The organism is Ruegeria sp. N11 (assembly GCF_056531525.1).
In genome coordinates, this window is sequence record NZ_JBQFLX010000005.1 from 140,150 (window position 1) to 154,035 (window position 13,886).

General features: G+C 57.7%; 12 protein-coding genes. 2 read left to right on the top strand and 10 right to left on the bottom strand.

The features are described from left to right. Positions 1 to 54: 54 nt before the first annotated feature. Positions 55 to 657, top strand: coding sequence for a DNA-3-methyladenine glycosylase I (locus tag ACR0J8_RS07175; protein WP_480889370.1), 603 nt, complete (start codon positions 55 to 57; stop codon positions 655 to 657). A 7-nt stretch (positions 658 to 664) separates the two neighbouring features. On the opposite strand, the gene ACR0J8_RS07180 is transcribed toward ACR0J8_RS07175, so the two are convergent. The 4 genes from ACR0J8_RS07180 to ACR0J8_RS07195 form a co-directional block, all read right to left on the bottom strand. Continuing rightward, positions 665 to 1,546 carry a fructose bisphosphate aldolase gene (locus ACR0J8_RS07180; RefSeq protein ID WP_480889372.1) on the bottom strand — a complete coding sequence of 294 codons (882 nt, stop codon included), beginning with the start codon at positions 1,544 to 1,546 and terminating at the stop codon, positions 665 to 667. Positions 1,547 to 1,618: 72 nt separating this feature from the next. Continuing rightward, positions 1,619 to 2,968 carry a cytochrome P450 gene (locus tag ACR0J8_RS07185; protein ID WP_480889375.1) on the bottom strand — a complete coding sequence of 450 codons (1,350 nt, stop codon included), beginning with the start codon at positions 2,966 to 2,968 and terminating at the stop codon, positions 1,619 to 1,621. Then, positions 2,965 to 4,167 carry a hypothetical protein gene (locus ACR0J8_RS07190; protein ID WP_480889378.1) on the bottom strand — a complete coding sequence of 401 codons (1,203 nt, stop codon included), beginning with the start codon at positions 4,165 to 4,167 and terminating at the stop codon, positions 2,965 to 2,967. The genes ACR0J8_RS07185 and ACR0J8_RS07190 overlap by 4 nt, the downstream gene beginning before the upstream one ends. Positions 4,168 to 4,230: 63 nt before the next feature. Beyond that, positions 4,231 to 4,983, bottom strand: a complete 753-nt coding sequence (locus ACR0J8_RS07195; RefSeq protein WP_170615107.1) for a cytochrome c biogenesis CcdA family protein — start codon at positions 4,981 to 4,983, stop codon at positions 4,231 to 4,233. 105 nt (positions 4,984 to 5,088) lie between these two features. On the opposite strand from ACR0J8_RS07195, the gene ACR0J8_RS07200 reads away from it, so the two are divergent. Further along, positions 5,089 to 5,322: a sulfurtransferase TusA family protein gene (locus tag ACR0J8_RS07200; protein WP_480889381.1), complete on the top strand. Its 234-nt coding sequence runs from the start codon at positions 5,089 to 5,091 to the stop codon at positions 5,320 to 5,322. A gap of 53 nt (positions 5,323 to 5,375) precedes the next feature. Here the strand turns inward: ACR0J8_RS07200 and ACR0J8_RS07205 are convergent, their stop codons facing one another. The 6 genes from ACR0J8_RS07205 to purC form a co-directional block, all read right to left on the bottom strand. Next, positions 5,376 to 8,201, bottom strand: a complete 2,826-nt coding sequence (locus ACR0J8_RS07205) for an Rne/Rng family ribonuclease (protein ID WP_480889384.1) — start codon at positions 8,199 to 8,201, stop codon at positions 5,376 to 5,378. Between the two features lie 494 nt (positions 8,202 to 8,695). Next, complete coding sequence (locus ACR0J8_RS07210; protein ID WP_480889385.1) at positions 8,696 to 10,030, bottom strand: sigma-54-dependent transcriptional regulator; 1,335 nt, start codon at positions 10,028 to 10,030, stop codon at positions 8,696 to 8,698. 12 nt (positions 10,031 to 10,042) lie between these two features. Then, positions 10,043 to 11,797 (bottom strand): sensor histidine kinase, encoded by a 1,755-nt coding sequence (locus tag ACR0J8_RS07215; protein ID WP_480889388.1) that lies wholly within the window; start codon positions 11,795 to 11,797, stop codon positions 10,043 to 10,045. A 60-nt stretch (positions 11,798 to 11,857) separates the two neighbouring features. After that, positions 11,858 to 12,526, bottom strand: coding sequence for a phosphoribosylformylglycinamidine synthase subunit PurQ (gene purQ / locus ACR0J8_RS07220; protein WP_480523963.1), 669 nt, complete (start codon positions 12,524 to 12,526; stop codon positions 11,858 to 11,860). 32 nt (positions 12,527 to 12,558) lie between these two features. After that, on the bottom strand, positions 12,559 to 12,789 hold the full coding sequence (gene purS / locus ACR0J8_RS07225) for a phosphoribosylformylglycinamidine synthase subunit PurS (protein ID WP_170616903.1): 231 nt from the start codon (positions 12,787 to 12,789) through the stop codon (positions 12,559 to 12,561). 253 nt (positions 12,790 to 13,042) lie between these two features. After that, on the bottom strand, positions 13,043 to 13,798 hold the full coding sequence (gene purC / locus ACR0J8_RS07230) for a phosphoribosylaminoimidazolesuccinocarboxamide synthase (RefSeq protein ID WP_170616901.1): 756 nt from the start codon (positions 13,796 to 13,798) through the stop codon (positions 13,043 to 13,045). Positions 13,799 to 13,886 lie beyond the last annotated feature (88 nt).

Genomic DNA, 13,886 nt, shown 5'->3' on the forward strand with positions numbered 1-13,886 from the left:
TGTAAAGGTCTGGCAGCCAAGTGTACCTTGAATTGGAACAAAATAGGTACAGACATGAGCAAAACGATCACCGGGCCTGACGGTCAACCGCGCTGTGCCTGGTGTCAGGCCGCGCCGGAGTTCTTTGACTATCATGATCAGGAATGGGGCTATCCGGTCTCAGACGACCAGCGTCTATTCGAAAAGTTGTGCCTTGAGAGCTTTCAGTCGGGACTGAGTTGGCGAACCATCCTGTCAAAGCGCGAACATTTTCGGGAAGCGTTTTGCGGCTTTGATTTCAACAGGATGGCAGAGTTTACTGAAGCAGACGTTGAACGCCTTTTGCAGAATGCGGGCATCATCCGGCACCGCGGCAAAATCGAAGCTGTCATCAACAACGCCCGCCGCGCTCAGGAACTGATAAGGGTTGAGGGTTCTCTGGCCGCATATGTCTGGCGGTATGAGGCTGAAACTCCCCCACCGCCTCAAACAGCGTCGACATCACCGGAATCGGTCGCAATGTCGAAGGACCTGAAGAAGCGCGGATGGAAGTTCGTGGGGCCCACCACCGTTTTCGCGTTCATGCAGGCCATGGGGTTGGTCAACGATCACGCCGAAGGCTGCATCATGCGTGAAAAAGCGGCGCAAATGCGCCGCGATTTCAAAGTTCCGATTTAAGAATAAGTCAGACCGAAGCCTGATAGATCTTGTCGATGTTACCGCCCAGGGCCGCGTTGAATTCGGCATCGGACTGCTGTTTTGAAAGACCTTCGGTCAGCGCGCGCGAGAAGGAAGCGATCATCTTTCCGTTTTGATTCAACAGGTCGCAGGCCTGTTTTGTGGAATAGCCGCCTGACAGGGCCACAACCCGCAGAACGCGCGGGTGATCTGCCACTTCGTCATACAGATTGGCCTCGCTTGGGATCGTCAGCTTCAGCATGACGTCCTGGCCCTCGGCCAACTGGCCCAGGTTCTTGAGGATCTCGGCTTTCAGGATGCTCTCAGCCTCGGCCTTGGTTTCAGAATGGATGTTCACCTCGGGTTCGACAATCGGGACCATGCCCGCGCTGATCACCTCGCGTGCGACGTCAAACTGTTGGGCTACAACAGCGGCAATACCTTCTGAGTTGGCCTCGTGAATGACCGAGCGTTCTTTTGTTCCAAAGACACCATCGGCCTTGGCCAGCGTTTCTGCCAGACCAGGGATCGGTTTCATCATCTGAACGCCGTTGGCCTGATCCTCCAGTCCCTTGTCGATTTTCAGAAATGGAACGATGCCCTTGGCCGACCAAAGAAAATCGGCGACTTTGCGGCCTTCGATTTCCTCGTTCAGGGTGCGTTCGAACAGGATAGCGCCAATCACCTTAGCTTTGGTGAAGTCGTCCGCCAGAATGATGCGCGCGCGCATCTTCTGGATTTCTCCGAACATCTCTTCTTCCGAGGTGTAGTCCGAGGCTTCAACACCATAAAGCGCCAGCGCCTTGGGTGTAGAACCGCCGCTTTGATCCAGTGCCGCGATGAAACCTGCACCGTCGGACATTTGCGCGCGCTGTTCTGCTTTGGACATATCTGTTTCCCGTTCAATAATGATTCCGTGTTTTCCATCGCATACAACAAGGCGTTGACCGATGGTAGTTTGTTAGCGCTCAACCAGCCGCAGCCATATCCCGTCTTTCGAGCGTACCGTCAGATGCGCGACCGGAACAGGATCGCGTCCGGTCACTGGCTCAAACCGATAGTGCTTTAGCAGCATCGACAGGATCAGCGGCCCTTCAATCATCGCGAACCCTGCCCCGGTACAAACCCGCGATCCGGCGGAGAAGGGAATGAAGGCGTGCCGCTGGCAGGTCTTGCCGTTTTCCGTCTCCCACCGCGCTGGATCAAAGGCATCCGGGTTTTCCCACAGGCGCTCATGACGGTGCAAATGCCACGGGCTGATAACAATTTGCGACCCCTGCGGGACATCCCGATCTCTGAAACGCTCGGGACAGGTGGCTTCTCGCACCATCATGGGCACGGGTGGATAAAGGCGCAGGGTCTCGCGAAACACACTGCGACTGAGCTTCAAGCCTGAAACGGCGGCAAATGAAGGATCGTCCAATGCCGTCGCCTCTGCCGCGACCTTATCCTGCCATTCCGGATACAGCGCCATCAGGTATAGTGCCCAGGCCAGTGCCGAGGCGCTGGTTTCGTGCCCGGCCAGAAAGAAGATGGCCACCTGGTCGATCATCTCCTGCGTCCCGAAACAACGCCCCGTTTCCGGGTCCGGCCTGGTCATGATCTTGGTTGCAAGGTCATCGGGTGCTTTCCCCAGGGCTATTGCCTCCGCCCGCTCGTCCGTGAGGCGCGCAATCAGGTCCCTGATTTCCCGCGCTGTCCTTCGGGTCTTGCGGGAATGAAACCGGGGCACCCAGCTAGGGACAGGTACAAAGGCCGCAAGGTTCAGCAGCGGTTGTTCCCGCTGATGGGTGCGAAACTTGTCAAACACCTGTGTCGCCACGGTGTGTTCGATCGGAACCGAAAACAAAGTACGAAAGATAACATCTGCGGCCGCGTGGCTGGTGATTTCTTCGCATTCGACGTCGCGGCCGCCGCGCGTTCGCAGTCGGTCAACACTGGCCTGCGCCGCTGCATACATGGCCGGAAACGTGTCCTTCAGCCGCCCCCCCTCAAACGCAGGATCAATGATGCGGCGTTGGCGTTTCCAGGTTTCGCCATTGGTCAGGAAAACGGAGTCGCCCAGCAGCGGGCGCAATCCCTCGCTGATCCGGCCGGATTTCGGAAAATCGTCGGGGCGTTGTTTCAACACCAAATCAATGAGTTCAGGCTGATTGATCATGAAAGACCGGAAGAACGGCGTCCTGAACTCGGCCATCCAGGCCCGATACAAGCGTTGCGGTTGTGCCGAGAGGATATCCTGACGAAAGAGCTTCAGATAGCGCCACAAAGACACCTTGTCGGGACGAGAGACGGGTTTTGGTGGGGTCACGGGTGCACCGACGTGTAACCTGACACCGCCTCTTCGATCCGCGAACGCGATGGCGCCCGGTTGCGAAACCGTTCCCCCAATGTCAGTGGCCCGGCAGTGATACGGAAATAGTCATAATCGCCGGGCTGGTCGAAGGCGCAGAGATATTGAAAATGCAGTCTAAAAAACCGCCAGCGTAATGCCTTCCAACGGTCTGCTGAAAGGGTTTGCGTGAACGCAGCAGACAGAACCAGAGGCCAACGCTTATCAGATCCGGCAACTCCGCTAACGCACACAGGATCGCACAAGGCAAATGCGCAGCCGTCGCCTGGGGCCGAAACATCGATCCAACTCAGGTCTGCCCTGGACGACAAGAATTGTAGATCACTGCGCAACTGATGGGCGTCGGGCAAAAAGGACACCATGGGGACCACCTGCCCCAATGTCAGAAAGGACAGTGCGCGTCCGTCTTCGGCAACGGGCCTTGCCCGCAGAACGTCAGCAAGAACCGATACGCCCAGATGCGCGCCCGAGCTGTGCCCGACCACCAGAACCTCGTCCACTTCTGTTTCCATAGCTTGCCCGATCAGTTCAACAAACTGGCGCATTCGAGATTGCATTTCCGGGGACACACCGCCCCTTTCGCGCGAGGAATAGGCGTAGTCATGCATCAGGTAATAGGCAAACAGCCGATTATCGATTTTTCGAAACCAGCGCAGCAATACAAGCGCCACCAAAAGCCCCGCTGCCAGACCGGGCCAACCCAGCAAGGTAAAACCGGTCCAGACCACGCCAAAAGCCGCCATCAATTGCGCCAGCAACATGCCCACCGGGTAAAGCGCTGCAATTACCGGGCCTTTGCGCAAGCGCATCAGACGCAAAATTGCCCCCGTGGACAGGTAGATCCAGACCGTCCGCGCCAATTGAAGATAAGTCGCGGCTATCGAAGGTTCCATGCTGTCGCGGACAATGTCTGACCAAACCAGAACTTCAAAATCGGTATCGACCGCGACCCCGTCCTGACATGAGGAAACGTGCCAGCCATATGGACCATCATTCGTCCGGGCCGACAACGAAATGTCATAGCCGGAAATTTCACCCTGTGCGCGTCCTTCCTTCCGATAAAGCTCGCGGTATCGGCGCGGGCGAATGGGATCGTACCCCGGAATGTAAAACACCCGGCGCTTGCGCACCTGCGACTGGTTTTTCTGACTGCTCATGCTCGTACCATCTGCGGCGAAGGTTAGCGCAGCATTACGGCCAAGGTAAGATGGATCGGAAAATCAGCCCAGCGTCGCCAGCGCAGGAAAGGTTTCCAGCAGCCACCAGCTGAACTCGGTGAAAAGGCCGGTTATCAACATGATACCGACAAACAGAAGAAGCCCGCCCATCGCCTTTTCAATCGTACCCATGTAGGGCTTGATGCGGTTCATGACCGACATTGACCGGTTCAGGAACATAGCGGCCAGCAGGAACGGAATTCCAAGCCCCGCGGCGTATATACCCAGCAGGAATGTTCCCCGGGCCACCGAAGCCTCGGACGCGGCCAGCGACAGAATGGCCCCCAATTGAGGTCCGATACAGGGCGTCCAGCCGAATGCAAACGCAAGGCCCAGAATGTAGGCTCCGAACACGGACCCGCTGGAATCGCCGGTTTCCATACGCGCCTCGCGGTCGAGGATCGGAATGCGGAACACGTTCAGAAAGTGAAGCCCGAACACGATGACAACCGCGCCAGACAACTTGGCGAACAGTACCTGATTGGTCAGAACAAACGCGCCAAAAGCGGAAGCTGTGAAGCCCAACAGCAAAAACACCGTCGACAGGCCCATGACAAAAAACAGGGCCGCCAGCGTTGCCTTGCGGCGGGCTTTGGTTTCATCCTGCATCTCGTTGATGGTCACACCACTCATATACGCCAGATACGGCGGAACGATCGGCAAAACGCAGGGTGACAGAAAACTGATCAACCCGCCGATCATGGCGATGAACATGGCAGGCAAAAGTCCCGCGTCGATGATTTCAATTCCAAACATGAAACAGCACATAGGGTATGAAACCGGCGGCGTCACGAGGCCATTCGGTCACATCCTCGTGCTTGCGTGCTGGACACCGTGACAAAGTGGAAATATCTGAACGATATGTCTGAACCGACCGAAACCCTTGATGCCTTGGGGCTGTTGTGCCCGTTGCCCGTGCTCAAAGCGCGCAAACGTCTGAAATCCATGCCGGCGGGTGCTGTGTTGCGCATGTTGGCCGACGATCCCGCTGCAATCATCGATGTCCCCCATTTCTGTACGGAAAGCGGGCACAGCCTGCTGTCGCAGGAGGAAATCGACGGACACCAGGTTTATCTGATCCGGAAATCGGCCTGAATTTGAGATCATGCCGTAAATGAAAAAGGCGGGCCTTGCGCCCGCCTCCCGTATTATTGGCCCAACGACCACCATCCGCGCCGCTTGGGCTTTGGTGGCTGGGCGGGTTCACGTTCTTCGACCACGGTTTCCAGAACAGGTTCCGGAGTTTCCTCGGCAGCTTGCACGGGCTCCTCAACAACGGGTTCAGAGACGTCCTGTGCTGCGACCGGTTCAGCCTCCGGCTCCTCCGGAACGGCAGGTTCCTCTTGCGCTGTTTCGTCCACCTGCGGTTCTGAAGTTCCTTCTTCCGCGCCCGACTCAGGTTCAGCCGCAGCAGTCTCCACTTTTTCCTCAGCTTCCTGCGGCTCATCCGCAGTATCTTCCGAAACCGGTTGATCAGCTTGAGCCTCGGGTGCCTCTACTGGTGCTTCTGCAGCAACCTCGGCCTCGGCTTCTTTCTTGCGGCGACGAGGTGCGCGACGTTTCTTGGGCTTGGGCTCCGGCTTTTCACTTTCATCCTCACCCTCGGACACACTTGCATCCTGGGTTTCGACATCAGCAGCCGCAACCTCAGTTGTTTCCGTTGGTGCATCGTTGTCATCAGACGCCGCCTCTTGGGTGTCCGATACTCCGTTGTTCTTTTTCCGGCGACGGCGGCGGCGCTTGCGTTTTGGCTTGCTTTCGTCTTCGGCCTGCACCGTTTCTTCTTCCGGCTGATCTTCATCTGTTGCATCGACCAGATCCATCAGTGACGCATCAACGGAAACGACAGGTGCGGTTGCCTCGGGAACGATCCGGCTGGCGGTCTTGAATTTCTCCAACGAGAAATCCGGGCTAACCAGATGCACATCGCCTTCGATGCGAACCGACAGCCCATAACGCGATTCAATCTGGGCGATATGTTCGCGTTTCTGGTTCATCAGGAAGTTTGCGATGCTGACCGGGCAACGAACCAACACCTCACGCGAACGGCGGCGGGTGCCTTCTTCTTCAATCTGACGCAGAATGGTCAGCGCCATGTTGTCGTCCGAGCGGATCAGTCCCGTACCATGGCAGGCCGGGCAAGGTTGCGTTGTCGCCTCCAGCATACCCGGACGCAGCCGCTGACGGCTCATCTCCAACAGACCAAAGCCCGAGATTCGGCCAACCTGAATGCGGGCCCGATCTGTCTTCAGCTTCTCTTTCAGACGCTTTTCGACAGAGGCGTTGTTCTTCCGCTCGTCCATGTCGATGAAGTCGATCACGATCAGACCGGCCAAATCGCGCAGACGCAACTGGCGCGCCACCTCTTCGGCAGCTTCAAGGTTCGTCTTGAGAGCGGTTTCCTCGATCGAGCCTTCCTTGGTGGCGCGACCCGAGTTCACGTCAATCGCAACCAGCGCTTCGGTGACGCCAATGACGATGTAACCACCCGATTTCAGCTGCACGGTCGGGTTGAACATCCCCGCCAGGTAGCTTTCAACCTGGTAGCGCGCGAATAGCGGCAGCGCGTCTTCATACCGTCTCACGTTTTTGGCGTGCGACGGCATAATCATCTTCATGAAGTCCTTGGCGATGCGATATCCGCCCTCGCCTTCGACCAGAACCTCATCGATATCGCGATTATAGAGGTCACGGATCGAGCGTTTGATCAGGTCGCCTTCTTCGTAAATCTTCGCAGGCGCGATGGATTGAAGTGTCAGTTCCCGGATCTGTTCCCACAGGCGCTGGAGGTATTCATAGTCGCGTTTGATTTCGGATTTGGTTCGCTTGGCGCCCGCGGTACGGATGATCAGGCCCGCCCCCGTCGGCACGTCGATTTCCGCCGCGATTTCCTTCAGCTTCTTACGGTCTGGCGCATTGGTGATCTTGCGGCTTATCCCTCCGCCACGGGCGGTGTTTGGCATCAGTACGCAGTAGCGCCCGGCCAGAGACAGATACGTGGTCAGAGCGGCACCCTTGTTGCCCCGTTCTTCCTTGACGACCTGAACCAGCAGAACCTGGCGAACCTTGATGACTTCCTGAATCTTATACCGACGCGGGCGCGGTTTGCGCGGCGGGCGGATATCTTCGCTGTCATCTTCATCCGCCACGGACTCGATCGTTTCATCTTTGGTGGAGGCATCCAGCAAAGCTTCGGAATCATCCGCGTCCTCGGCGCCTGCCCTGTCGTCCTCGGCGTCTTCCTCGACCGCCTCTTCAAGCTCGGAAGCTACGGCCTCTGCCTCGCCAGCCACTTCTTCAGATGCAGCGGCTTCCGATCCATCTTCCGGCTCGGCCTCAGTTGGTTCTTCCCGGTCTGCTGTGTCGACGGTTTCGGCCTCAGCTTCCTGCTCGGCATCCTCAGCCGCGCCTTCCGCCTCCTCGGGTGCGTCAGCATCGTCAACGGGTTCTTCAACCGGGGTTTCGCCAACAAGCTCAACCGGAGAGGTTCCTTCGGGAACGGACAGATCAGCCGCCTCTTCACCTTCATCCAGATCGATCGTTTCCATACCCGTGGGTTCGGACGAAACCTCGATGCTCTCGACGGCATCGTCGGATTTCACATCCGCCGCCTTGGTCCGCGAACGGGACCGGCGCTTTTTGGGCCTGGATTCTTCGGCTTCGTCCCGCGCTTTCATCGCTTCGGCGTAGGCGCGTTCCTCTTCCATCAGCGCTTCGCGGTCGGCGACAGGGATCTGATAGTAATCCGGGTGGATCTCGGAAAACGCCAGAAAACCGTGTCGGTTTCCGCCGTAGTCCACAAACGCCGCCTGAAGCGACGGTTCAACCCGTGTTACTTTTGCAAGATAGATGTTGCCGGCAAGCTGACGTTTGTTTTCGGATTCAAAATCGAATTCCTCGACCTTGTTTCCGTCGACCACCACGACGCGGGTTTCCTCCGCGTGGGTGGCATCGATAAGCATTTTCTTAGCCATTTGTCCTTGGTGCACCGCGCCAAACGCGTTGTCCTTACCCGTCCGGGGGGACAGGCGCTTTTGGGGTGGTGTCTTGTCAGGGCGATATCGGACGGCGCGCGGCAGGGTCTGGCGCTTTGGCCCCCTGCCCGGTCACTCAATCGTTGCGCGCGCGTCATCGCGGTTCTTCTCCGACAGGCGCGGTCGTCCGCTACCTGCCCATTTATTCCTTTCACCCGCCATTTCACGGGTTAAGGCGTTCAGATGCCCCTATTGGGGCACAATCGGTCTGCGTCGCCTGGCGGGAAGGTGCACCACCTTTTGCGGCGTCGCAGCGAAACTCAAAGATTCGGGACTTTAGTGCCCAAAAACTGCCCTGCCCGTCCGGACACAATAAAAGCAGTCCTGTGGAAAAGACAATGGGCAAACTGCATCAGACCGCACGGACACATCCGACGCCCGGCTTATTCTGTTCAAAAATGCCTCAAGAGGGGGCTGGCCCCCTCTGAAATACGTCACAGATAGTCAGAACGTTGCAGGCCGTATTTGGCCATCTTTTCATTCAGTGTCCGACGCGGCAGGCACAATTCGTCCATAACAGACGCAATCGAACCTTTGTGGCGGCGCATCGTGTTGTCGATCAGCATCCGTTCAAACGCCTCGACATACTCTTTCAGCGGCTTGCCCTCGGTCGTCATCACAGGTTGCATCTCTTCATGATCAGACATCAGCAAAGACGCAATGGTGCCGGACCCACGCCGAGATTGCAAAACCGCGCGCTCGGCAATGTTGATCAGTTGACGCACATTTCCGGGCCATGGGGCCTGCAATAGCTGCGCCGCCTCTTGCGCGCTGACCTGCGGCGCATCACAGCCATATTCTTCGGCGAATTGCTCGCTGAGACGTGTGAACAAAGTCAGAATGTCCTCGCCCCGCTGGCGCAAAGGCGGCATGGTGATCCGCAAAGCCGCAAGACGATAGAACAGGTCGGGACGCAGCACATCCTCGCTTGTCTTGCCGGCTTCCTGCAGGTTCGAGATCGCGACAATCCGCGTTTCGGCCGGAGTACCCTGATCGTTCATGACACTCAGCAGACGTGCCTGCAGCGTGTCGCTCAACGCCTCGACATCCTCCAGAACAAGCGTGCCGCCGCGCGCTTCTTCGATGGCTGGCAACTGTGCGTCTTCCGGCATCATCGGGCCAAACAGACGCTTGGACAGCGCCTCTTCCTCAAGAGCGGCACAGGATACCAGAACGAATTTCTTGCCTGCGCGGCTGCCCACTGCGTGCAGTGCATGCGCCACCAGCGTTTTGCCCGTGCCGGTCTCACCATCGATCAGAACGTGACCATCAGCCTGACCCAGATCGAGAATATCCTCGCGCAGGCGCTCCATCACCGGGCTGGCACCGATCAGCTTATTCATGATCTGCGTACCACCTGACAACTCGCGCCGCAGTGCGCGGTTATCCAAGGTCAAACGACGCGCATTGCTGGCGCGTTTTGCCAGTTCGGACATACGATCCGGATTGAACGGCTTTTCAAGGAAGTCGAACGCCCCGACCCGCATCGCCTCGACCGCCATCGGCACATCGCCGTGGCCTGTGATCATGATGACGGGCAACGTGCTGTCGGCCCCCATCAGCTTTTTCAGCAACTGAATGCCGTCCAATCCCGGCATCTTGATATCCGAAATGACGATACCGGGGTAATCCGGACCAAGAACCTTGAGCGCGTCTTCGGCGCTGGAAAAGGTCTCGGTGTCATATCCTGACAACGCCAGCCATTGGCTGATCGACTGGCGCATGTCCTGTTCGTCGTCCACAATGGCGATTTTCATGGCCTGTGCCATAGTCATTCCTCGTTATTCAGCGGCCTCAAGGCCGTCGCTTCCAAGTATCGGCAGCTGCATCTCGAAAACTGCACCACCGTGCTGTCCGTTGCGTGCGGTCAGCCGTCCGCCATGGTCGTTCACGATCCCCGACGAGATGGCAAGCCCCAGTCCAACACCGTCACCCGGCTGCTTGGTGGTGTAGAACGGTTCAAACAGGTTCTCGATATCTTCTATACCATACCCGTTGTCGCGCACCGTCAGTACCGCAGTATCGCCCGCCGCAAGGATAATTTCCACATCCGGGTCTGCCACCGATTTGGTGGCGTCCAGCGCGTTCCGCAAGAGGTTGACCATCACCTGTTCAATTCGCATCCGGTCGCCCATCACGACCACCGGCTCCTCGGGCAGAATTTGTGTGATCTTCACCTGCCGCTGGCGCAGTTGCGGCTCCATCATCGACAAGGATGAGGCCAGCGCTTCTCCAAGATTTACAGGGGAAAACGCGTCCGCTCCCTTGCGTGCATATGACTTGAGCTGCCGCGTGATCGCGCCCATCCGTTCGATCAATCCGTCAATGCGGCCAAAGCTTGCAAGCGCTTCTTCCGGGCGGTTGCGGCGCAACAAAAGACGCGCGCCGGCCAGATAGGTTTTCATGGCGGCCAGCGGCTGGTTCAACTCGTGACTGACGGCGGCCGACATCTCGCCCAAAGCGGCAAGTTTCGAGCTTTGGGCCAGCGTTTGTTCGGCCACTTCAAGTGTCTTTTCAACCCGTTCCCGCTCAGCGATTTCCCGCTGCAACCTTGCGTTCAATGCGCGAAGCTCTGCCGACTCGCGCTGGATCGATACCATCCGAAAGGCCGCGCGTCGGCTTAGTGCATAGAAGGCCAACGCCAGAAGAATCGCAAAGCCCATGATCTCCAGCGCCAAAACGCTGTTCACCTTCTCCCGGATTGAGGAATAAGTCGTGAAGGACGTCATCTGCCAGCCACGGAACGGAATGCGGGTCTCCATCCGCATCACAGCCTCACCTTGCAGATAGGCATCGGGCGGAAGGACCGTCCAGTCAGTGGTCGCGCGTATGGCACGCTGAATCGCGCCCTGCGGAGGCTGGCGCAGCATCGCGGCCTTTTCGTCCAGTCCCCGCCATTGCGGTTCGGTCGAAAGAATGATGGTGCCGGTGCTGTCCACGACCATGACCGCATCGGAAATCCCGGCCCAGGCGCGTTCGAATTTTTGCAGGTCGACCTCGACAACGATCACACCCAGGGTCTCGGTTCCGGCTTCCATGCGACGGGAGTAAACAAAGCTGTAGCCGCCCGATTCCCTCTCGATCACGGTAAAAATCGTCGAGTTCGATCGCGCCGCATCGACAAAATAGGGCGAGTTGCGATGCAACTCACCCAGACGGTTGCGGTCCGTGGCAGCGACCGAGCGACCATCACGGTCCAGCAGCATCAGCGAGGCCGCGCCGATCTCTTCAACGAAGGAAATCAGGCGTTGGGTCGAAAGGGAAAAATCGCCCGACTGCAATGCCGCGATCAATGTCGGGTCGCGCGCCAGCAACTGCGGAACGATCGAATTTCTGCGCAGCTCGCTCAGCAGGTTTCCGGAATACAGAGTCAACCGCAACTCAGCCCGGTTGCGGGTGGATTCGGTAAACCTGTCTGTCAGTAAACGGTTCGTGACCCACACGGTGGCTGCGGCGGCCACCAGCAAAACGATAACCGCAACCCGCAACCGCCATCCAAGCGGCGCGCCGCGAAGCGGTTTTGCGATTTTGGGCATGTTCGTGGGCGCGTCAGAGCTCATAAGTGAAATTTACGCGTCCGGCGTTGCGACCTCAAGTCACGCTGGTGCCAAAACCCCGGACAATGCGCGGAACAACGCCGTTCCGTCGGTGCCGCCGTGCCCTTCGTCCGCTGCCCGCTCGGGATGGGGCATCATTCCGAGAACGCGACGGTTTTCCGAAAGAATGCCCGCAATATCGCCGACCGACCCGTTCGGGTTCTCGGCATAGGTGAACGCAATGCGGTCATGCTCTCGCAGGGTCGATAATGTTGCGTCATCAGCGAAGTAATTTCCATCGTGATGAGCAATCGGAATTCCGATCACATCCCCCGAATTGTAGCCTTGCGTAAACGCGCTGTCGCTGGTTTCGACCTTCAAGCCGACTGTGCGGCAGATGTATTTCAACCCGGCATTGCGCAGAAGCGCCCCGGGCAGAATGCCGGTTTCGGTCAGAATTTGGAATCCATTGCACACACCAATGGCGTAACCACCACGCTTGGTGTGGTTGACAACGGCCTTGCAGATCGGCGACTGGGCAGCAATTGCACCGCAACGCAGGTAGTCGCCGTAAGAAAATCCGCCGGGCACACCGACAATGTCGACGCCTTCGGGCAATGTGGCATCCTTGTGCCAGACCATCTCGACCTGGAAACCCGCCTGTTCAAAAGCAACTGCAAGGTCCCGATCGCAATTGGATCCGGGGAATACGATTACGGCTGCGCGCATGGCCGACCCTCCTTGATCAGATCCGAGAAAACTCAGACCAGTTCGATTTCGTAGCGTTCGATGACCGTGTTAGCCAACAGCTTTTCGCACATCTCGGTGATGTCCGCCTCGGTCGCGCCGTCTGCAAGTTCCAGATCGATCACCTTGCCCTGACGCACGCCCTGGACCTGATCAAAGCCCATGGCACCCAATGCATGACGCACCGCTTCGCCCTGAGGGTCCAGAACCCCGTTCTTGAGCATGACATGCACCCGTGCTTTCATTTTCGAAACTCCACCTGTGGGGCGAAGGTCCAGGCCCCATTTCGTTGCGCGGGGGATAGCGCGGTTGTGGGCGCTGGACAACCCTTCTTGGCGGCTACGGGGTATGCAGTTTGACGCAGAGGCATCTGTCGCCTTTTGAAAGAACCCCAGACATGCTCCAACACGCCGGATTGGCAAATGCCGAACTGAACAAAGAAAAAGCGCCCCCTCAACCGAGGCAGCGCTTTGTTCCAAATCGAACAGACCTGTTAGGTCAGTTGATCAATGTCGGCTTGGTCACGTTACTTTTGGGCAGAACGCCCAGGCGCCGGGCGACCTCGGAGTAGGCGTCGGTCAAATTGCCCAGATCGCGCCGGAACACGTCTTTGTCGAGCTTCTGGCCGGTTTCGATGTCCCACAGTCGGCAGCTATCCGGGCTGATTTCATCCGCCACGAGCAATCGCTGAAAATCACCTTCGAAGACACGGCCTATCTCGATCTTGAAGTCGATCAGACGGATACCCACAGCGAGCATCACACCGCTCATGAAATCGTTCACGCGCAGCGCCAGGCTGAGGATATCTTCCATATCCTGCTGGCTGGCCCAGCCAAAGGCCGCAATGTGTTCTTCCGAAACCAGCGGATCGCCGAGCGAGTCATCCTTGTAGCAGTACTCGATGATCGGGCGCGGCAACTGTGTTCCTTCGGCGATGCCCAGACGCTTGGACAGCGAGCCTGCGGCGTAGTTGCGAACGATCACTTCCAACGGCACAATCTCGCAGCTGCGCACCAGCTGCTCACGCATGTTCAGACGGCGAATGAAATGGTTCGGCACGCCAATCTGGGTCAGGCCGGTCATGAAAAACTCGCTCAGGCGGTTGTTCAACACGCCCTTTCCGTCAATGACGTCTTTCTTTTCGGCGTTGAAAGCCGTGGCGTCATCCTTGAAATACTGAACGATTGTGCCCGGTTCCGGGCCTTCATACAGGATCTTGGCCTTGCCTTCATAGATTTTCTTGCGACGCGCCATGTGCGACCTTTCCAGTCTGCTGAGCGGGAATGAGTCCCCTCACGTTGGCGTTCTCATAGTCCAAGCCCCCCTTTCTCGCAAGTTCGTC

Coding starts and splice junctions, on each gene's coding strand:
- ACR0J8_RS07175 (WP_480889370.1), top strand. CDS start 55: ATGAGCAAAACGATCACCGGGCCTGACGGTCAACCGCGCTGTGCCTGG.
- ACR0J8_RS07180 (WP_480889372.1), bottom strand. CDS start 1,546: ATGTCCAAAGCAGAACAGCGCGCGCAAATGTCCGACGGTGCAGGTTTC.
- ACR0J8_RS07190 (WP_480889378.1), bottom strand. CDS start 4,167: ATGAGCAGTCAGAAAAACCAGTCGCAGGTGCGCAAGCGCCGGGTGTTT.
- ACR0J8_RS07195 (WP_170615107.1), bottom strand. CDS start 4,983: ATGTTTGGAATTGAAATCATCGACGCGGGACTTTTGCCTGCCATGTTC.
- ACR0J8_RS07200 (WP_480889381.1), top strand. CDS start 5,089: ATGTCTGAACCGACCGAAACCCTTGATGCCTTGGGGCTGTTGTGCCCG.
- ACR0J8_RS07205 (WP_480889384.1), bottom strand. CDS start 8,201: ATGGCTAAGAAAATGCTTATCGATGCCACCCACGCGGAGGAAACCCGC.
- ACR0J8_RS07210 (WP_480889385.1), bottom strand. CDS start 10,030: ATGGCACAGGCCATGAAAATCGCCATTGTGGACGACGAACAGGACATG.
- ACR0J8_RS07215 (WP_480889388.1), bottom strand. CDS start 11,797: ATGCCCAAAATCGCAAAACCGCTTCGCGGCGCGCCGCTTGGATGGCGG.
- purQ (WP_480523963.1), bottom strand. CDS start 12,526: ATGCGCGCAGCCGTAATCGTATTCCCCGGATCCAATTGCGATCGGGAC.
- purS (WP_170616903.1), bottom strand. CDS start 12,789: ATGAAAGCACGGGTGCATGTCATGCTCAAGAACGGGGTTCTGGACCCT.
- purC (WP_170616901.1), bottom strand. CDS start 13,798: ATGGCGCGTCGCAAGAAAATCTATGAAGGCAAGGCCAAGATCCTGTAT.